The organism is Halobacillus halophilus DSM 2266 (genome assembly GCF_000284515.1).
In the GTDB taxonomy this organism is placed as follows: domain Bacteria; phylum Bacillota; class Bacilli; order Bacillales; family Halobacillaceae; genus Halobacillus; species Halobacillus halophilus.
The window spans coordinates 267,977-284,995 of sequence record NC_017668.1; the positions used below are offsets into that span (position 1 = coordinate 267,977).

A 17,019-nucleotide genomic window follows, 5' to 3' on the forward strand; every position below is an offset into this window, starting at 1 on the left:
AAAGGAGAGATAGGAATGAAACGAACAGCTGAAATCGTACTTACTGTTATTGGAATTGTATTGTATGGTCTGCCTATTCTGTTGAGCGGTATTTTCTTAAGTAATAAAGATAACCCTCAATTCAGGCAGGAACTGGAGAACATGATGAATTCGTCTCCGGAAATGCAGGGGAACGGGGCAATTAATGTTAATCAGATGCTTGATGCTATGGGAACCTTTACGATGGTCGTCATGGTCGCCGCTCTAGTGGCGATTGCTTTAGGAATTTTATCAATTGTATTTCTTAAAGGAGATAAAAAACCAAAGGCAGCGGGCATTATTTTAATTGTAACAGCGATTATTATGACATTTGGAACAGTAGGACTTGGTATATTTGCAGGTGTGGCTTACTTAATAGCAGGTATTGTCGCACTGGTTAGAAAATCAAAAAAACCTACAGATGGAGAAACTAGTATTGAGAGTTATTAACGTGAATAAAAAGGAGCAGGGCTTAAAGTCCTGTTCTTTCTTTAGTTTACGAGCCTTTTCAAGGAGATAACATTCTCGTTTTTTGCATTTAACGGCCGTGGAAGATGCTTTTGATGCTATGTCTTCTGACCATATCGACAGGGATGCGGCGGATAAAGTTCTTTTAAGTATTGAAAAAGAAAAAGGAATTTGTTCTTAGAGATGAGGAGTAAACAGAAAGGTTTACAAAAGCAAGGGGTGGATCAATAAATGTTGTGGCTGTACATATGAAAAAAAACACTGGATTGACCAGCGTTTTTTTTTAGTTAATCCAGGTATCGATTCATTTCATCAACGTTGGCGGGTTCCCTATTATAAACTGATCCCTCTTGAGACATAAAACCACTACCTCCACAGATTTTACAAGTATATTTCCACTCTTCATCATCCATGAGCAAACCTTCTCCGCCACAAGCAAGGCAAACTTGATCTCTCGGCATATCCATACTCCTTTGCAAAATTACGATTTACTCTTAATGTGTACCACTACCATAAAAGTTATTCTGAGTAGGATTATTGGGGGGAGATAATGGGAATAGCACAATCATTGGAGGGATACATGTGGCTAATAATGACAATAGGCTAGAAGAAGAACACGAAACTAAAGAAACAGACACTTCTTCCAATGGCAAGATTGATCGGCCCGGTCGGCAATTTTATATTCCATCTCAAATTGTAGATGAGTTTGGGGAAAAAGGTCGGGACCATTTAAATAAACCATTCAGAGCCCAATTTTTACTTGCGATCACAGCAGGATCGTTTATGACATTTGGGGCAATATTTTCAGTATTGCTTGCTATGGGCGTTGAAACGCAGGGCGTTTATCATCTGCTCTCCGGATTGGGGTTTGCTGCTGGTTATGCAATGGTGTTCATTTCCGGTTCCGTATTATTTACAGAAATCAACGTACTTCTCCCTTCTTATCTTTTTAATAAAGCGGGTTTAATGAAAGCCAATATTTATAAATTCTGGGCCTCTGCTTATATAGGGAATATACTTGGGGCATTTATGGTGGCAGGTCTGATACAACTTTCAGCATCATTATCAGATCCATTCTACAGCGAGCTTTCGTTATATTTAGATAAGAAAATGAAGTTTATGGATCACGGAATTAAAGGTTGGTTTGAAATATTAGTCTCAGGTATTATAGCCAACTGGTTAATCGGGATGGCAGCCTTTCTGACTACGGCAGCTCGTGATATAACAGGTAAGTTCCTGGGAACCATGCTCCCGGTTATCTTATTCGTGGCCGGTAACTTCCAGCACAGTGCTGCTAACATGGGCTATTTTAGTATGGGTATATTATCTTCAGATAAGTATGAATGGTACGAATACATCTTTTTCAACCTTATACCAGCAAGTATAGGTAACCTGATTGGCGGCGGAATTCTCGTTTCTCTATTGTTTTCATACGCTTACAAAGAAGATATTCAGACATCCTTAGGAAAACCAAAAGCAAGAAAATAGTTATATCAATACCTCAGGTCATCCATAATATGGATGACCTAAGGTGGATAAAAAAGTAAAGGGGGTTTGAGAGTGAAGCAAATCCTTGCTATGGGCGGTGGGGGATTTTCTATGGAAGATGATAATCCTGGGCTTGATCAATACATATTAAGACAGTCAGATGCAAATAAGCCTTCTATTTGTTTTATCCCTACAGCAAGTGGGGATGGAGATGAGTATATTGAAAAGTTTTATCGTTTTTTTGAGAAAGAAGATTGTAATCCAAGTCATTTGGCATTATTTAATCCTCCCCATAACCTGAGGGATTTTGTATTAGACAAAGATATTCTTTACGTCGGCGGGGGTTCGACTAAAAACATGCTGGCGCTGTGGAGAGAGTGGGGACTAGAACAAATCATCAGAGAAGCCTGGGAACAAGGCACTGTCCTGGCGGGTTTGAGTGCAGGGGCTATCTGCTGGTTTCAACAAGGATTGACGGACTCTTATGGCGACAAACTAAGGCCGCTTGATTGTTTGGGCATTATTGAAGGGAGCTGTTGTCCCCATTATGACGGAGAAATCAACCGACGTAAGGCTTATATAGAGTATATTACAAATGCGGAAATAAAACCGGGTTACGCACTGGATGATGGAGCAGCACTTCATATCGTGGATGCTAAAGTACATAAAGCAATTAGTTCCAGAAGAAGTGCGCAAGCCTACTACGTTTACAATAAAGACGGCACAGCCGTAGAAGAAAATATTCCGATTACTTATTTATCCTAAAAAAAACCACCTCAGGTCATCCATAATTTGGATGACCTGAGGTGGTTTTATGTCTAACTTTATTCAAATAATAGGATTTCGGGATCTTTCCGATAGGAGTGGACGAGCATCGCGTGAAGTTGTCCTCGATGATGATACATATGCGCAACGATTTGAAGAAGCCATTCATAACGGGTATAAGTTACTCCCCACCATGAGACGGTTTCCGTATGAAGATCCTGCTCTGTATAATTCTCATATTGTGTTTTTAGTTGAGAAAAATGCTCGAATAGCCTTTCAAGAATCTCTTCTTTTGATTGTAAAGAATAGGATCGATAGAGGGCGTTCATTTCTTCTTCAGATGCACTCTCAGCAACTTTTCCATCAGCTGCCGGGATGATCGATAGGTGTTCCAATAGCTCTCCGATTGAATATTTCTCTTCAGTCGGCCGTAAAGCGAGTTCTTCCTCAGTTAATTGTCCAGCTATTTCAGAAATAGACGCAATGACTACTTCTAATTGGTGAAAGGCGCTTTGACAATACATATTCATATTATCCAACCTCTTTTGCAAATATATTGTAACTTCATTTATTCTACACTGTTCTAATAAATTCCTTTAAAGGAAAAATAGTCTATATCTTTCTATTACATAAAAAAGAAGCTGTCTACATTCAGCTTCTATACGACTTTAAGAACCCGCTTCATATAATAATCTGGTAGCTGGGCAAAGAAAAGATCGTTGTATTCATTAATAAATCTGTTTTTTGCTTTACGCAAAAGTTGTAAATTCCTCTCCGCTAAACCTAGATAAGTTTGTTGGAAAGGAGTTAAAGAGGGTAATGCGGAAAGAATATCAATAGCTTCCTTTCGTTGACCGCGTGAAAGTAGTAAATGAGCATTTTCGGTTGGATCATTGGAAATAATTTGTTCAGACTTCTGATGAAACGCAGCAATAAATGGAATGGTATGATCACGGGTCACTTGAGACGCATGGGAATAACCATTAGTTTCGGCGATATTTATCGTCTTCTCGGCATAATCCATAGCTGCTTCGTAATTTTCAAAGCTATAGCATAAAGCAAGATTGTGGTGCATCATTATTTGTTTTCTTGGAGCAAGTCCGGCATTTATATACTTGTAGGCAAACTTCCTTGCCAGTACTAAATGATTGGCTTTCCAATAATGCTGGAACGTCAGTTCATCGAAACGCAGTTTCATGTAATAGTGAAACAGGGGTTCATTGATCGTAAATAAAGCGGTTTGAATTTCCTCAGTGAACTTATCCATTCCTGCATATTTCTTTGTATCATAATGTGCATAAACAAGAAGGAAAAGATGAAGGCATTTGAGAGAAGGATGTTCGAAACAAAGCTCTTCAATGGACTTAATATCGTTAATACTTAAAGGTTGTTTTTTTCGATCCAGAATTATGCGGTAGAGCTTTGCAATGTCTTCATGCATATAATTTTCATTGAGGTGACCTTCAAGTTCCTCGAAAAAATCATTCATATATAGGAATTCTGCTAAAGCTAATTGATCTTCTAACATGGAGGGCCTGGAGCGTTGACAGAAGAACCTGGTGAACTCTGTTGCTTCTATACTGTTTCTTTCTTTCAAATAATCATAATAAACCTGATAAACCGGGGACGTATGGTGAATATGGATGCTATTTAATTTAGCTGGTTGAATAACCTTGTGGATGTGCATGAATCCCCCGCCCTCATTTGTTTATTTACTTTATTATAGCTTTTTTTTAACGTAACTAAAAGTTTTGTGCCCAGATGATGGAAAAGAGGCGGGAGGCACTTTTTACGAAAATATATAAATAAACCATTGACCCTTACGCTGCGTCATACCATAGACTTTGAATTGAGGTGATCGTCATGTATAAAGTCAAAGAGGTAGCAAGGCTGGCAGGTGTTAGTATACGAACCCTTCACCACTACCACGATATTGGACTGTTGAGCCCTTCAGAAGTGAAGTCGAATGGCTATCGTTATTATAGTGAAAAAGAAATAACACGGCTGCAGCAAATCCTTTTCTTTAGAGAATTGGACTTTTCATTATCTAAAATCCAAGAAATTTTAGACGCTCCTGATTTTGATCAGGAAAAGGCTTTGCATCGCCATAAGAAAATCCTATTAGAAAAAAGTAGACGTTTGGAACGAATCATTTTATCCGTAGAACAGACACTCCAATCATTGAAAGGAGGAAATCAAATGACCAATCATGACCGTTTTCAACCATTTGATAAAAGTCAAATTGAACAACATGAGAAAATGTATGAAAAAGAAGTGAAAGAACGCTGGGGAGAAACTGAGGCCTATCAGGAATCTAAAAGAAGAACAAAAGCATACTCGGAAGAGGATTGGAAAAACATCCAAGAAGAAGGAGCAGAGATTGACAAACAAATTATCGGACGTATGAATCAAGGACCAGATGATCTAGACGTGCAAAGACTTATAGATGAAAAGCGAAAGCATATATCGAAGTATTTCTATGATTGTCAGTTAGATATATTTAGAGGCCTTGCAGAGATGTATGTAAGTGATCCGAGGTTCACGAAGAATTTCGATCAATTGCAGCCTGGATATGCAGAATTTTTACGGAAAGCGATGTACATTTACTGCAATAGGATGGAAGATTAACCACCAAAAGGGACTAGTTAATAGTCCCTTTTGGTGGTTGGCAAGGGCTAACGAGGCTGACAGACTAGTCCGTTATGCACTTTAATATACCCGTGTCTTAAAATATCAAAGCCGTTTTCATACATATACAACCCCATTTGCTCTACTGTCATAAGTTCACGATACGTATGATTCATCACATCCGCCATAATACGATAGTATAAGCGTGACCGAACTTGATTTCTGGGGGTGGTCATAATAGCATAACCACCCGGCTTAAGGAACCGTCGGTGCCAGTCAGCCACCTCATGTTTATATTCATCGGGAAAGTGTTCCAGTAATCCAACAGAAAGCACGATGTCAAACTCCTTATTAAAATCAAGGTTACGAATGTCTTCGACGATATATTCTATATTTAAGTCATCTTTGTAATAGACAGCAGGATGGATAGCTATCCGGGAAATCTTTAAATCTAGTTGTCTTACAATACTCGTCATAATCTACCATCACAATTTCTGCCCCGGGATACATCGCTCCAAGCTGCATGGCTTCATAACCTTCAGCGGCTCCTAAAAATAATATGCGAGGCCTCGTTAAATGAAGTCCTTCAAATAGTGCACGTTTCCCTCTGGGGTCCCAAATTCCATCTTGAACGCGATGAATGTAATTCCAAAGTTGAAGTTGGATGACTTGTCCAAGGGCTTGCTTAACTTCCACAGGTTTAAAAGTACGGAGACTTTTTAGGAAATGATGTTTAGAATTCCCTATCTCCTTTGGGACATCTTTAATAAACCATTCATGAAAGGATTTGTTAAATAACGTCCAGGAAGTGTGGGGATCCATATCTCGATTGTTTTTTGCCTCCCAGTTCTGTTTTTCTTTGGCGGAAGCCTCCACTTCATAAGGTTTGCCTACATCATTCCAGGACAATTGTGACCAGTCCCTCACCGTATTTAAAGTAACAAACTTATTGTAATCTTTCTCAGAGACTTGACGTAGATCGGTGCGATACTGACGATGAAGATGAGTAGTCCCAATATCTTGTTCAGAATAAGGTTTTGTGCGGTTCTGTGCACGTGACTTTTCTTGTAACATGAAACCCCGCCTTTTTCAGAATAGTTTTATTTATTATAAACAAAGATGACAGCGCTTACAATATTTGGTTGTTAAATCGCTCTATGTCAGGCGGTTTCGCCAAAATAATCGGTAATATTACAACCGTGTAAAAAAAGTGTAATATTTGATATATAATTGTTGTCGTCCTGTTATTGTTGTTTGCCTTCTAGATGGGTAAAGTTAGAGTTGTTATTTAAGACAGAGATAAAAAAATAAATTCGACTGTTAACTAGGGAGGCATTAATTATGAAAAAAACATTATTTTCAATAGCAGCGATCTTAATGATTATGGCATCTACAACAATTACAGCTAGCGCACAGGAAACTGTGGTTGATAGAGGAGATACACTTTGGGGCATTGGTCAAGAATATGGGGTGTCTGTTGAAGACATTAAAGACATCAACGGTCTATCATCTGACTTGATCCATCCTGGACAAACTATTCAAATTAGTGAAGAAGAAAGCAATGAATCAAATGAATCAACTTCAAGCGACGAACTATACACCGTTAATTCCGGAGACACTCTATGGGGTATCGGTCAGGATTATTCTGTAAAAGTAGATTCATTGAAATCCTGGAACGATCTATCTTCTGACCTTATTCATCCTGGTCAAGAACTAGTCGTTGAAGGAAATCAGGCTGCTTCTACAAGTAATGAACCTGAAGAGAAAGAAGAAGCGAAAGAAGAAACTTCTGAATCAAACGAGACTTCTAGTGATGATGTAGCTAAAACCATGACGATGGAAGCTACTGCTTATACGGCATTCTGTGAAGGCTGCTCTGGAACGACCTATACTGGTATCGATCTAAGAGCGAATCCGGATCGTAAAGTTATCGCAGTGGATCCTGACGTTATTCCACTAGGCTCTGAAGTTTATGTTGAAGGCTACGGTAAAGCTGTTGCAGGAGATATCGGCGGCGCTATTCAAAATGACCGCATTGACGTATTTATTCCTAACCAGGACGATGCTCTTGAGTTCGGACGTAAAGACGTAGAAGTAACTGTATACGAATAAGTACGACTTCACAACTGAATAATTAATAAGATAATATGACGATGTCCATTTGGGCATCGTTTTTCTTTTTCTTTTTTTTTGCTTTTTACAACTTTATTATCAATTTTCCATCATCTAAAATAGGAATCTTCATCCTCCCCCTCCTCCATAGAGTAACGGACCCAATTTATCTCGAAACTGAGTCTTCAAGTATCGGGAGCTTTACTGGAAAATGAACACGGAGGTTAAGAAGAGCCTTTTTATTGTTGTGGTAAATATTACATGTATGTGAAGGAAATGTAATATCTGAAAAATGATTGTTGTCATCCTGTTATTGAGATACAACTGTAAGGTGTTAAGGTAGAAGATGTGATTTTAAACAGAGGCGATCATTTGTTTAACAAATAAGGAGGCAATTATTATGAAAAAATCAATTCTTTCAATAGTAGCAACTTTTGCAATTATAGGGACAACTACCATTACCGCAAGCGCAAGTGAAGTAGTCGTAGATAGAGGAGACACCCTTTGGGGCATTGGACAGGAAAAAGGGGTTTCCGTGGAACAGCTTAAAGCCGCAAACGATTTATCATCTAACCTGATTTTCCCGGATCAGACTCTTACCATTAATGATGGATCAGATGATCAAGAAAGCGAAGAAAATCATTCAGAAGCTGAAGATGTACAAGCTTCTGGGTCTGAAGATTCCTCTGGTGAAGATGTCGCTAAAACCATGACGATGGAAGCTACAGCTTATACGGCATTTTGTGAAGGTTGCTCTGGGACGACCTATACTGGTATCGATCTAAGAGCGAATCCGGATCGTAAAGTTATCGCAGTGGATCCTGACGTTATTCCACTAGGCTCTGAAGTTTATGTTGAAGGCTACGGTAAAGCTGTTGCAGGAGATATCGGCGGCGCTATTCAAAATGACCGCATTGACGTATTTATTCCTAACCAGGACGACGCCCTTGAATTTGGACGTAAAGACGTAGAAGTAACCGTATATGAATAAGAACAACTACCCAACTGACTAACTACAAAATCATATTTATATGACGATGTCCTATTGGACATCGTTTTATTCATTAATCAGGTAAATATTACATGTGTGTGAAGGAAATGTAATATCTGAAAAATGATTGTTGTTATCCTGTTATTGAGATACAACTGTAAGGTGTTAAGGTAGAAGATGTGATTTTAAACAGAGGCGATCATTTGTTTAACAAATAAGGAGGCAATTATTATGAAAAAATCAATTCTTTCAATAGTAGCAACTTTTGCAATTATAGGGACAACTACCATTACCGCAAGCGCAAGTGAAGTAGTCGTAGATAGAGGAGACACCCTTTGGGGCATTGGACAGGAAAAAGGGGTTTCCGTGGAACAGCTTAAAGCCGCAAACGATTTATCATCTAACCTGATTTTCCCGGATCAGACTCTTACCATTAATGATGGATCAGATGATCAAGAAAGCGAAGAAAATCATTCAGAAGCTGAAGATGTACAAGCTTCTGGGTCTGAAGATTCCTCTGGTGAAGATGTCGCTAAAACCATGACGATGGAAGCTACAGCTTATACGGCATTTTGTGAAGGTTGCTCTGGAACGACCTATACTGGTATCGATCTAAGAGCGAATCCGGATCGTAAAGTTATCGCAGTGGATCCTGACGTTATTCCACTAGGCTCTGAAGTTTACGTTGAAGGATACGGTAAAGCCGTAGCAGGAGATATCGGCGGCGCTATTCAAAACGACCGCATTGACGTATTCATTCCTAACCAGGACGACGCCCTCGAATTTGGTCGTAAAGATGTAGAAGTAACCGTATATGAATAAGTATTAAAAAATACTTTTTCCTTATAAGCCTTGCAGAATAAAATTCTGCAGGGTTTTTATATTGTTTCGTGTATGGTTTTGAAAAAAGAGATAAGTACAACAAACTAGTGATTAGATTTATATATTAAATTACCGGTAAGTTTTGTTACTAAACATACATTTTCACGAAATCAATGTGCTGAACTTTAAAGATACAGCTCCTGATTTCGTGTGGAAGAATATAGGATTGCAAAAGACTCGCTTCCCGTTCAACATATCCAGAAGCTGTGTCCTCTTCAATCCGACCTTATCGTTTACGTTAATAAGTCTTTGGGGAAGATCAACCACGATGTTTGACGGCGCCTCATAAAAAAAAGATTCCTGTACAAAACAGGAATCTTTTTTTATGAAATCGTAATACTGCTGTATTGCTTATCTGCAAATTTCAGAAATTCGTCAACCACTCCGTCAATAAAATCAATCGTGCCCTGATCTGTAATTAGTCCTTTGTCATCTACCTTATGCTGGATCTGTCCGACAAGGATTTCATTGCCTGGCAGGACATTTGCGGACATACCTGGAGAATTCAGAATTTGACGCAGGTGCATCTGTGCCCGCACTGTGCCAAGTACCCCCATCGTGGCACCTGCGATGAAAGTAGGCTTGCCTTTCATCTCCTTGTCACCACGGGAAAGCCAGTCTAAAGCATTTTTCAGTACACCTGGGATCGAATGGTTAAATTCTGGAGTTACGATTAAAAAAGCGTCTGCATCTGATAATTGAGCTTTGAAATTTTGCACAGACGCAGGGGCTTCATGTTCAATATCTTGATCATAGTGAGCCAATTCACGGATAGGAATAACTCTTACATCCATATGGTTCTTGTATCGATCTTTTATAAAATTGGTTAACTTCATATTATAGGAATCTTTTCGAATACTCCCAACGAGAGCAGCTACTTTTAACATGACAACATCCTCCTCGTATTGTGCTCCACTTCTATTATAAGAATAGGTGCAAAGGGTTTCTAATTTTTTGCTCAATATTGGCAAAAAGTGGGTATATAGCGGGTAGGAGGGAATACAGCTATGGATTTAGTACAATTGCAGCCATATACATCACAGCATTACCGGGAACTTGCGCAGCTATCTTTACCAAAAGAGCAGACTCACTATACAGAAATGCCTGAGGATTCAGTGGAGTGTGCTGATGGCAATCCTACAAGAAACCCTGTAACCATTCTTGCAGATGACGTACCAATAGGGATGTTTGTTTTACAGAGCGGCCCAGTGGTGTCCGAATATACGCCTCATAAAAACGCTCTTCTTCTAATAGCTTATATGATAGATTATTCCCAGCAGGGAAAAGGATATGCCACTGAATCCTTAAAAAAACTCCCCTGTTATGTTCGAGAGCATTATCCAGAAATCGAATATATTGTTCTGGCCGTTAATGTAAATAACTATGCTGCTCAACATGTATATAAGAAAAATGGATTTTATGAAAAAGGTGAACGGATATTAGGGAAAAAAGGATGGCTGATAATTTTTGAAATGAAAGTAGAGAAAATGTTTGAAGAATAGTATTTCTTGTAAATTTTAAGTTTTAGTCTAATCCTTCAGGGGAAACATATTTATAAGCCTAAATAGAAAAGGAGGTACACCACTATGACTCTGCTATATTCAAAAGCCCGCGAGATGTTTGAACAGGATTACAAAAACAGTCCTGAAGCTAAAACAGATCTTCAGACAAAAGGTATGAAGCGCACGCGGTCTGGAAAGGCGTTATTTTCTTTCCGTAAGCAGAACAAGAAGAAATAACTAAAACAGTGGTGACGGTAGCTATGAGAAGAAATTACAAAAGAATAAACCTGTCGGATCTTATGAAAAAAGAAGTTCCGTGGTGGGTCAGCGTTTAGTGGCATTGTATGTCTCAGAAACGCTGACTTTTTTATGAAAAAAACTCCTAGGTTTGTTGGTATTTTATTATTTTTAAATAACTTAAAATAGGATTGTCTTAAATAATGGAAAGGGTTTAATCAGGTGAAGGGAAGGTTATCTGATAACAAAGGAGGCTGCGAAGTTATGACGATTTTTTCAAATGATGCTTTAATTGGGGAACATATTCTGATTACAGGAGCCACAGGCGGAATTGGTTATGAAGCAGCTAAAGAAGCTGTCCGGACAGGGGCGCATATAACGATTACTGGTAGAAACGAAGAGAAGTTAGAGTCGTTAAAAGAAGAGTGTAATAAACTTAATTCAGAGGTAGAGGTTTTTGTAGGTCCAGCAGATATAAATAGTGAGGACGACCGGAAACAATTAGTACAAAATGCGAAGGAGTCCATAGGTCCGATTACGGGGCTTGTTAATTCAGCAGGTATCGGGGGAGGAGCCCCGCTCGAAGATCTTACAGAAGATCAGCTGCGAAAACCTATGGAATTAAATTATTTCTCTACTGTCCTGCTTACTCAGGAAGTTTATAAAGATATGAAAGAACAACGACGTGGATCCATTGTTAATCTATCTTCTTTATCAGGTTTGCGAGGTACTCATAGCAATATTGCTTATAGTTCCTCTAAATTTGCTGTAATTGGCTTTACTCAGTCCCTCGCTATAGAAGCTATTGAATATAATGTGCGTGTGAATGCCATTTGCCCAGGTTTCGTTGATACGTCAATGGGAAGGCAGGCGATAGCTAACATTGGTAAACGAGAAGGTCGGAGTTACGAAAAGCAAAGACAAATCTCTGAGGAAGCACTACCTTCTGGCAGGATAAGCACCCCGGAAGAGGTAGCTCGTTCAATAGTATATTTGTTAACGGATGCTTGTGAGAATATCGTTGGTGAATCGTTAAAAATTTCAGGTGGAGGAGTTATGAGATAACACTGTATATTACATTTTGAAGACAAGCGTTTGCTTGCTGGTTGAACTGGGAAATTAATAAACATATACAAATTAGGAGGAGGTTTTCTCCAAATGGGACGCTTAATTAAACGAATTATTAAATTTGGTCCGATCGTCTATCCGGTCATTCGTAAGTTTATGCGGAAACGCAAAGGGAAATATTAGGAACGTGCCTATCTTCATAGGCGCGTTTTTTTACGATTCTATGATAAACTGGAAAAAAGATCAGACCACTTAAACTGTCACCACGTATGAAGGGGATATGAACATGAATCGTTGGGACTCAACACCGGTTATCCGTTTTTTTGGAGGCCGTAAATTATTGTACATATTAGGTGTTATATTAATCATCGGTCTTAATATCTTAGTCTATTCTAGTGTGGATTTCATCTTTGAACCTATCATCGTGTTTATAAAGACGGTAGCTTTACCACTGATATTGTCCATTGTCGTCTATTATTTATTGCGGCCCATTATTAACTTAATGGAATCATTGAGAATTAAGCGTATATGGGCGATTTTAATTACTTTATTATTAGTTATCGGGTTAATCACGTTACTGGTTGTTTTGATTATTCCTTTTCTTGAGAAACAATTTTTAAGTCTCGCGGAAGAATTGCCTGAATACCTTAATGCTCTGGTAATTTCACTTGATCAATGGCTGCGTGATTCCTTTTTAGGAAGCTATTACAGCAACCTCTTTCAGGATATAGACGGGCTCCTTAACCAGCTCCCTGAAAATATTTCGTCTTATGCCGTTCAGACTGTGGAGGGTATTACGAATTTTATCACGACGCTTACAACTGTGCTCGTTGCTTTAGTTACATTGCCATTCATCTTGTTCTATTTACTAAAAGACGGTCATAAGCTCCCGTCTAAGATGTTAAGTTTCTTTCCTCCGAAGGTTCGCCCGGAAGTGAATAGTGTATTTAAAGGAATTGATCATCAGCTAAGTGCCTACATTCAAGGTCAGATTATAGTCAGTTTCTGTATCGGTATCATGATGTATATCGGCTTTGTCATTATTGGTTTAGATTATGCTCTCCTTCTTGCAGCTATCGCCAGTGTGACAAGTGTCGTCCCTTATTTAGGACCGGTGATCGCGATTACACCAGCCTTAATTATTGCCATTGTAACGTCACCGTTTATGGTATTGAAGCTTGCTTTCGTATGGACCGTTGTTCAGCTGTTAGAGGGTAAATTTATTTCACCTCAGATTATGGGGAAAAGTCTTCATATTCACCCGGTTACGATTATATTCGTTCTGTTAACAGCTGGGCATTTATTTGGAGTAGTTGGGATACTTGTAGCGATCCCGGGCTACGCTATTCTGAAAGTGTTTGTATCTCACATTTTCTATTGGCTGCAGCTCAGGTACAATCGTTTCGTTGAAGACGGGAATAAATATAAACTCCCGGAGCGAAGGTATTGATCGAAAAATCGGAAGGACTACAGCTTAGATCAATGGAAGTGTTTAAGTCTAATTTCTTTGATTTTTTGGCGCGTTTCTTCCGGCCACCAGGCTCCGCAGTCACTTGAAACGATGCAGGCTGCACATTTCTTTAAATCATACACCTTCATTCCTCTGATCGGAGGGGAATAAAGATGAAGGGTAATCAGAGGGTCTGTTCCCTCCCGCCCCATTTTGTGAACCCCGTGTTGGGGTGCATATAATAGAACACCTTCTTTTTTGATTTCTGTAAAAAGAGCTTCTGGCAGATGTCCCTTTTTTACTTTGAATACCGTATGTCGCGTTGCACCACTGAGCACTTGGATCCAGCCTGTAGAATCACCGTGGTCATGAGGCGCACATTCAATGTCAGCCCAGTTCATTACCAAAAGCTCAACTTGCTCATCCGCGTATAAGAGCTTTCGGTAATAGGGTCTTGGACCTGGGGCCTCGAGCCATGCTTCTGCCTCACTTTTTTGAACATCAAGTTTTAATAATGCCCCCTTTAATGCTTCATCAGAATAGGATGGCATACTACCTAAGATATTGCTGGCACGATCCTTTATATCCATAGATCTCCCTCTTCTCCATTTTAGTCTCAGTTTCTTTGAAAAAGAAAACGAAGTCTTCCTTGAACAAGCAGTACGCCAAAAATAATGAGCCACCCTCCGGTGATAGATAGCCAGGAAAAGTTCTCCTTTAACAATAGAACGGCAGCAATTAAGGTGGCCAGAGGTTCTAAATACAAGAAAACAGAGACTTGAGATGCTTCCATGATCTCTAATGCTTTGGCCCAATACCAGTAAGCTAAAGCCGATACAAATACCCCAAGAAATAGTAAATGGCCCCAATAGTAACCTTCAAGATTAACAAGTTGACCAAAGCCTTGATTTCTTATAAGAAAGGGCAGCGTCAATAGAAAACCGCACATACTCATATAAAACGTAATAACTATAGATGGTAATGGAATAGCTAGTTTCTTGAGCAGAACCGAATAAACCGCCCAGTTGAATGTGCTTAAAATCATTAGGAAGTAACCAATACTTAGAGCAAAACTGAATGATTGGCCACTTCCCAGAGTGGTAATGAATAAGACCCCGGAGACGGCTATAGCAATTCCGGCGGCTCTGACACGAGTGAGATGCTCCTTTAAGAACACAATAGATAAAAGAACCGTAAAAATGGGAGAAAAAGAAATGAGCCAGCCAGCAGCTGAAGCCTGTATGGTAAGCAGGGCGGATGCCTGGATGACCTGGTGAACAAATACTCCGAGGACTCCCAGTGATAATAAATGAGGAAGATATTTTAACGGTACCCTTATGTTTTCTTTTAGAAGATGGATGAAACAAAATAGAAAGGTGCTGCCGATTCCGAATCTCACGACAAGAAGTGTAAAAGGGTCGAGCACCTCCAATACAGCTTTAGTAGAAACAAAAGAAACTCCCCAGAAAGTAATGGACATTGTAGCATAGAGGGATGCGGTTAAACGGGTGTTAGGGAAGGGCATGTCCCGCTTCCTTTCTGCCAAGTGTACTTTAATACACTATATGCTTAGGGCAGACAGGCATCCCTATAAATTTAAAAAGTGGCAGTGTGCAATTAGTTTGCTTCTGAGGTTGATCTTTCCAAGCGGGTAAGAAACATACCTGGTGTTACTTCTTTTTCATGGGTAGGATGAAAACCGTGACTGGTATAGAGGTTGATGGCGGGGGTGTTTTCACTGCCTGTAAATACATAACTGTGCTTAGAAGGATAAGTCCCGATTACATTGCGGAGGAGACTTTGACCAATCCCCTTACGAAAGTGTTCAGGGTGTACCATAAGACGGTAAATATCTATATAATTATCTTCTATTTTATAAGAAATCGCTCCAACCAGGTCTGCGCCTATATAAGCTCCTATAAACGTTTCGCCTGATTCCATAATAGAGGTTACAGTATCTTCGCAAGGAGGAAGATCAGGGAAACCTACAATAGCAGCTTCTACTTGATAAGAGAGAAATTGAAGGCGTAGAATACTGTCTGCTACATGGAGCTTAGCGGGTGAAATTTTAAAGAGATTCAATGTTATTATACTCCTTGTACCTTTGACTTTGACTCTTTTTTCATTTTAGCAGAGAACGACGGAATTATAAAAACGGTTTCAAGTTAGGGGTAATGAAAAGCTAGGGAAAAACGTAAAGGAAAGCCTGTATATCGTGAGTATTCTTCCGTAAAAAACAGATGCGGAAGCGCTGCCCGAATAAAAAAGGTGTCCTTCTAAGATAGGACACCTTTTTGGGCAGGTCTATTAAATCATCCAATAAGTGAGTAATGATAACAAGACCGAGGTAATAATCATAAGGAGCATCGGTTTTAAAGCCTTAGTCCTTACATCTTCCAAACTTACGCTAAGACCAAGACCGACCATCGCCATGGTTAAGATAAAGGTTGTACCGACAGATATCCCGTCCATAACAATTGAAGGAATAGTGAACCAATTTCCTTCTATATAACTTCCAAACAGGCTCATAGCTATAAAGCCCAGCAGGAACCAAGGAAAAGCAATAGAGGTCTCAGATCCTTTAGTCCCTTTTTTGTTCATGATCCATACGAGGATCAAACTGAGGGGGACGAGCAGGAAGACGCGCCCAAGTTTAGCAAGTAACGCCATTCCTAGTCCATTGTCCCCGGCGGGTGCCCCCGCGAGAGCTACATGAGCTATTTCGTGGAGACTTAACCCGGCCCACATTCCGTATGCTTCCATATCTAATGGAAGCAGTGGGCGAATGAGCGTATAGCCAATGGCAAACAATGTTCCAATAATGGATATTATTCCTGCACTGATCGCCGTATCCTCTTCCTTCGCTTTAAGAATTGGTGATACCGCTGCGATGGCAGAAGCACCGCAGACACCAGTTCCTATTCCAAGCAATATGGATAAAGATGTGTCGGCTTTCGTTAATCGTGCCAAAAGGATCATGATTCCTATCGCAAATCCGATAACAACGGCATCTCGTAATAATAAGGGAAGACCTTCGCTTAAAATGACGGATATATTTAACTTCAATCCGAATAGGATAATGGCCAGCCGTAGTAGTTTTTTTGCTGAAAATTGGATGCCAGAGCGTATTCGTTCTGGGTATCCGAAGAAATGGCGGTAAAGGACTGCCAAAAGAATAGCGGCTGCGAGGGGGCCAATTTGACGGATTAAAGGAATGGATGAAAGCAGAAAACCTGCTCCCGCAAGTATTGCGGTGAATCCCATTCCCGTAAGGAGTGGTCGAAGTGAGATCGAACCTAAAAAATGTTTCATCTTTCAACCTTCTTTTCGCAAGATTTTCACCTCATATACTATACGACCCGTCATGACATTAGTAAAATAAAACTTTATAATATAAATGATTAATATTA

The 17,019-nt window shown here is 39.6% G+C and carries 21 protein-coding genes; 11 read left to right on the forward strand and 10 right to left on the reverse strand.

What is annotated here, in order from left to right:
• Positions 1-15 precede the first annotated feature (15 nt).
• Positions 16-468: a DUF4064 domain-containing protein gene (locus HBHAL_RS01415; protein WP_014641541.1), complete on the forward strand. Its 453-nt coding sequence runs from the start codon at positions 16-18 to the stop codon at positions 466-468.
• Between the two features lie 305 nt (positions 469-773).
• Here HBHAL_RS01415 and HBHAL_RS21670 read toward each other — a convergent pair whose 3' ends face one another.
• Positions 774-947: a hypothetical protein gene (locus HBHAL_RS21670; protein WP_223254247.1), complete on the reverse strand. Its 174-nt coding sequence runs from the start codon at positions 945-947 to the stop codon at positions 774-776.
• A 121-nt stretch (positions 948-1,068) separates the two neighbouring features.
• Between HBHAL_RS21670 and HBHAL_RS01420 the strand changes: the two genes are divergently transcribed.
• Together HBHAL_RS01420 and HBHAL_RS01425 are read left to right on the forward strand one after the other, a co-directional pair.
• On the forward strand, positions 1,069-1,974 hold the full coding sequence (locus HBHAL_RS01420; protein WP_014641544.1) for a formate/nitrite transporter family protein: 906 nt from the start codon (positions 1,069-1,071) through the stop codon (positions 1,972-1,974).
• 72 nt (positions 1,975-2,046) lie between these two features.
• Complete coding sequence (locus tag HBHAL_RS01425; protein ID WP_014641545.1) at positions 2,047-2,739, forward strand: Type 1 glutamine amidotransferase-like domain-containing protein; 693 nt, start codon at positions 2,047-2,049, stop codon at positions 2,737-2,739.
• A 59-nt stretch (positions 2,740-2,798) separates the two neighbouring features.
• Here HBHAL_RS01425 and HBHAL_RS01430 read toward each other — a convergent pair whose 3' ends face one another.
• Positions 2,799-3,269: a DinB family protein gene (locus tag HBHAL_RS01430; RefSeq protein ID WP_014641546.1), complete on the reverse strand. Its 471-nt coding sequence runs from the start codon at positions 3,267-3,269 to the stop codon at positions 2,799-2,801.
• 128 nt (positions 3,270-3,397) lie between these two features.
• Entirely contained in the window at positions 3,398-4,426 is a 1,029-nt protein-coding gene (locus HBHAL_RS01435) for an AimR family lysis-lysogeny pheromone receptor (RefSeq protein WP_014641547.1), read from the reverse strand.
• Between the two features lie 176 nt (positions 4,427-4,602).
• Between HBHAL_RS01435 and HBHAL_RS01440 the strand changes: the two genes are divergently transcribed.
• A complete protein-coding gene (locus tag HBHAL_RS01440; protein WP_014641548.1) occupies positions 4,603-5,367 on the forward strand; it encodes a MerR family transcriptional regulator in 765 nt (254 codons plus the stop codon).
• Positions 5,368-5,414: 47 nt separating this feature from the next.
• On the opposite strand, the gene HBHAL_RS21790 is transcribed toward HBHAL_RS01440, so the two are convergent.
• A complete protein-coding gene (locus HBHAL_RS21790; protein ID WP_014641549.1) occupies positions 5,415-5,843 on the reverse strand; it encodes a class I SAM-dependent methyltransferase in 429 nt (142 codons plus the stop codon).
• Positions 5,767-6,441 carry a hypothetical protein gene (locus tag HBHAL_RS01445; RefSeq protein ID WP_014641550.1) on the reverse strand — a complete coding sequence of 225 codons (675 nt, stop codon included), beginning with the start codon at positions 6,439-6,441 and terminating at the stop codon, positions 5,767-5,769. Before HBHAL_RS01445 ends, HBHAL_RS21790 begins: the two co-directional genes overlap by 77 nt.
• A 267-nt stretch (positions 6,442-6,708) precedes the next feature.
• Here HBHAL_RS01445 and HBHAL_RS01450 point away from each other — a divergent pair, with 267 nt between their 5' ends.
• The 3 genes from HBHAL_RS01450 to HBHAL_RS01460 all read left to right on the forward strand — a co-directional run bounded on the left by HBHAL_RS01450 (position 6,709) and on the right by HBHAL_RS01460 (position 9,292).
• Entirely contained in the window at positions 6,709-7,479 is a 771-nt protein-coding gene (locus tag HBHAL_RS01450) for a LysM peptidoglycan-binding and 3D domain-containing protein (protein ID WP_014641551.1), read from the forward strand.
• A gap of 400 nt (positions 7,480-7,879) precedes the next feature.
• The gene (locus HBHAL_RS01455; protein ID WP_014641552.1) at positions 7,880-8,470 is read left to right on the forward strand and encodes a 3D domain-containing protein; all 591 of its coding nucleotides are present in this window, start codon (positions 7,880-7,882) and stop codon (positions 8,468-8,470) included.
• A 231-nt stretch (positions 8,471-8,701) separates the two neighbouring features.
• Positions 8,702-9,292 carry a 3D domain-containing protein gene (locus HBHAL_RS01460; RefSeq protein ID WP_014641552.1) on the forward strand — a complete coding sequence of 197 codons (591 nt, stop codon included), beginning with the start codon at positions 8,702-8,704 and terminating at the stop codon, positions 9,290-9,292.
• Between the two features lie 383 nt (positions 9,293-9,675).
• On the opposite strand, the gene HBHAL_RS01465 is transcribed toward HBHAL_RS01460, so the two are convergent.
• On the reverse strand, positions 9,676-10,239 hold the full coding sequence (locus tag HBHAL_RS01465) for an NADPH-dependent FMN reductase (protein ID WP_014641553.1): 564 nt from the start codon (positions 10,237-10,239) through the stop codon (positions 9,676-9,678).
• 120 nt (positions 10,240-10,359) lie between these two features.
• On the opposite strand from HBHAL_RS01465, the gene HBHAL_RS01470 reads away from it, so the two are divergent.
• From HBHAL_RS01470 to HBHAL_RS01480, 4 genes are all read left to right on the forward strand, one after another.
• Positions 10,360-10,854 (forward strand): GNAT family N-acetyltransferase, encoded by a 495-nt coding sequence (locus HBHAL_RS01470; RefSeq protein ID WP_014641554.1) that lies wholly within the window; start codon positions 10,360-10,362, stop codon positions 10,852-10,854.
• 84 nt (positions 10,855-10,938) lie between these two features.
• Positions 10,939-11,091: a hypothetical protein gene (locus HBHAL_RS21675; RefSeq protein ID WP_014641555.1), complete on the forward strand. Its 153-nt coding sequence runs from the start codon at positions 10,939-10,941 to the stop codon at positions 11,089-11,091.
• Between the two features lie 264 nt (positions 11,092-11,355).
• Positions 11,356-12,156, forward strand: coding sequence for an SDR family NAD(P)-dependent oxidoreductase (locus HBHAL_RS01475; protein WP_014641556.1), 801 nt, complete (start codon positions 11,356-11,358; stop codon positions 12,154-12,156).
• A gap of 289 nt (positions 12,157-12,445) precedes the next feature.
• Complete coding sequence (locus tag HBHAL_RS01480) at positions 12,446-13,609, forward strand: AI-2E family transporter (protein WP_014641558.1); 1,164 nt, start codon at positions 12,446-12,448, stop codon at positions 13,607-13,609.
• A gap of 29 nt (positions 13,610-13,638) precedes the next feature.
• Here the strand turns inward: HBHAL_RS01480 and HBHAL_RS01485 are convergent, their stop codons facing one another.
• The 4 genes from HBHAL_RS01485 to HBHAL_RS01500 form a co-directional block, all read right to left on the reverse strand.
• Positions 13,639-14,199 carry a cysteine dioxygenase gene (locus HBHAL_RS01485; protein WP_014641559.1) on the reverse strand — a complete coding sequence of 187 codons (561 nt, stop codon included), beginning with the start codon at positions 14,197-14,199 and terminating at the stop codon, positions 13,639-13,641.
• Between the two features lie 26 nt (positions 14,200-14,225).
• Positions 14,226-15,134: a DMT family transporter gene (locus HBHAL_RS01490; protein ID WP_014641560.1), complete on the reverse strand. Its 909-nt coding sequence runs from the start codon at positions 15,132-15,134 to the stop codon at positions 14,226-14,228.
• Positions 15,135-15,226: 92 nt separating this feature from the next.
• Positions 15,227-15,691: a GNAT family N-acetyltransferase gene (locus HBHAL_RS01495; protein WP_014641561.1), complete on the reverse strand. Its 465-nt coding sequence runs from the start codon at positions 15,689-15,691 to the stop codon at positions 15,227-15,229.
• A gap of 225 nt (positions 15,692-15,916) precedes the next feature.
• Positions 15,917-16,921 carry a YeiH family protein gene (locus tag HBHAL_RS01500; protein WP_014641562.1) on the reverse strand — a complete coding sequence of 335 codons (1,005 nt, stop codon included), beginning with the start codon at positions 16,919-16,921 and terminating at the stop codon, positions 15,917-15,919.
• Between the last annotated feature and the right edge of the window lie 98 nt (positions 16,922-17,019).

Bases quoted from the DNA above. Each gene is read 5' to 3' on its own strand.
- HBHAL_RS01415 (WP_014641541.1), top strand. From the start codon at position 16: ATGAAACGAACAGCTGAAATCGTACTTACTGTTATTGGAATTGTATTG.
- HBHAL_RS21670 (WP_223254247.1), bottom strand. From the start codon at position 947: ATGCCGAGAGATCAAGTTTGCCTTGCTTGTGGCGGAGAAGGTTTGCTC.
- HBHAL_RS01430 (WP_014641546.1), bottom strand. From the start codon at position 3,269: ATGAATATGTATTGTCAAAGCGCCTTTCACCAATTAGAAGTAGTCATT.
- HBHAL_RS01435 (WP_014641547.1), bottom strand. From the start codon at position 4,426: ATGCACATCCACAAGGTTATTCAACCAGCTAAATTAAATAGCATCCAT.
- HBHAL_RS01440 (WP_014641548.1), top strand. From the start codon at position 4,603: ATGTATAAAGTCAAAGAGGTAGCAAGGCTGGCAGGTGTTAGTATACGA.
- HBHAL_RS21790 (WP_014641549.1), bottom strand. From the start codon at position 5,843: ATGACGAGTATTGTAAGACAACTAGATTTAAAGATTTCCCGGATAGCT.
- HBHAL_RS01445 (WP_014641550.1), bottom strand. From the start codon at position 6,441: ATGTTACAAGAAAAGTCACGTGCACAGAACCGCACAAAACCTTATTCT.
- HBHAL_RS01450 (WP_014641551.1), top strand. From the start codon at position 6,709: ATGAAAAAAACATTATTTTCAATAGCAGCGATCTTAATGATTATGGCA.
- HBHAL_RS01455 (WP_014641552.1), top strand. From the start codon at position 7,880: ATGAAAAAATCAATTCTTTCAATAGTAGCAACTTTTGCAATTATAGGG.
- HBHAL_RS01460 (WP_014641552.1), top strand. From the start codon at position 8,702: ATGAAAAAATCAATTCTTTCAATAGTAGCAACTTTTGCAATTATAGGG.
- HBHAL_RS01465 (WP_014641553.1), bottom strand. From the start codon at position 10,239: ATGTTAAAAGTAGCTGCTCTCGTTGGGAGTATTCGAAAAGATTCCTAT.
- HBHAL_RS01470 (WP_014641554.1), top strand. From the start codon at position 10,360: ATGGATTTAGTACAATTGCAGCCATATACATCACAGCATTACCGGGAA.
- HBHAL_RS21675 (WP_014641555.1), top strand. From the start codon at position 10,939: ATGACTCTGCTATATTCAAAAGCCCGCGAGATGTTTGAACAGGATTAC.
- HBHAL_RS01475 (WP_014641556.1), top strand. From the start codon at position 11,356: ATGACGATTTTTTCAAATGATGCTTTAATTGGGGAACATATTCTGATT.
- HBHAL_RS01480 (WP_014641558.1), top strand. From the start codon at position 12,446: ATGAATCGTTGGGACTCAACACCGGTTATCCGTTTTTTTGGAGGCCGT.
- HBHAL_RS01485 (WP_014641559.1), bottom strand. From the start codon at position 14,199: ATGGATATAAAGGATCGTGCCAGCAATATCTTAGGTAGTATGCCATCC.
- HBHAL_RS01490 (WP_014641560.1), bottom strand. From the start codon at position 15,134: ATGCCCTTCCCTAACACCCGTTTAACCGCATCCCTCTATGCTACAATG.
- HBHAL_RS01500 (WP_014641562.1), bottom strand. From the start codon at position 16,921: ATGAAACATTTTTTAGGTTCGATCTCACTTCGACCACTCCTTACGGGA.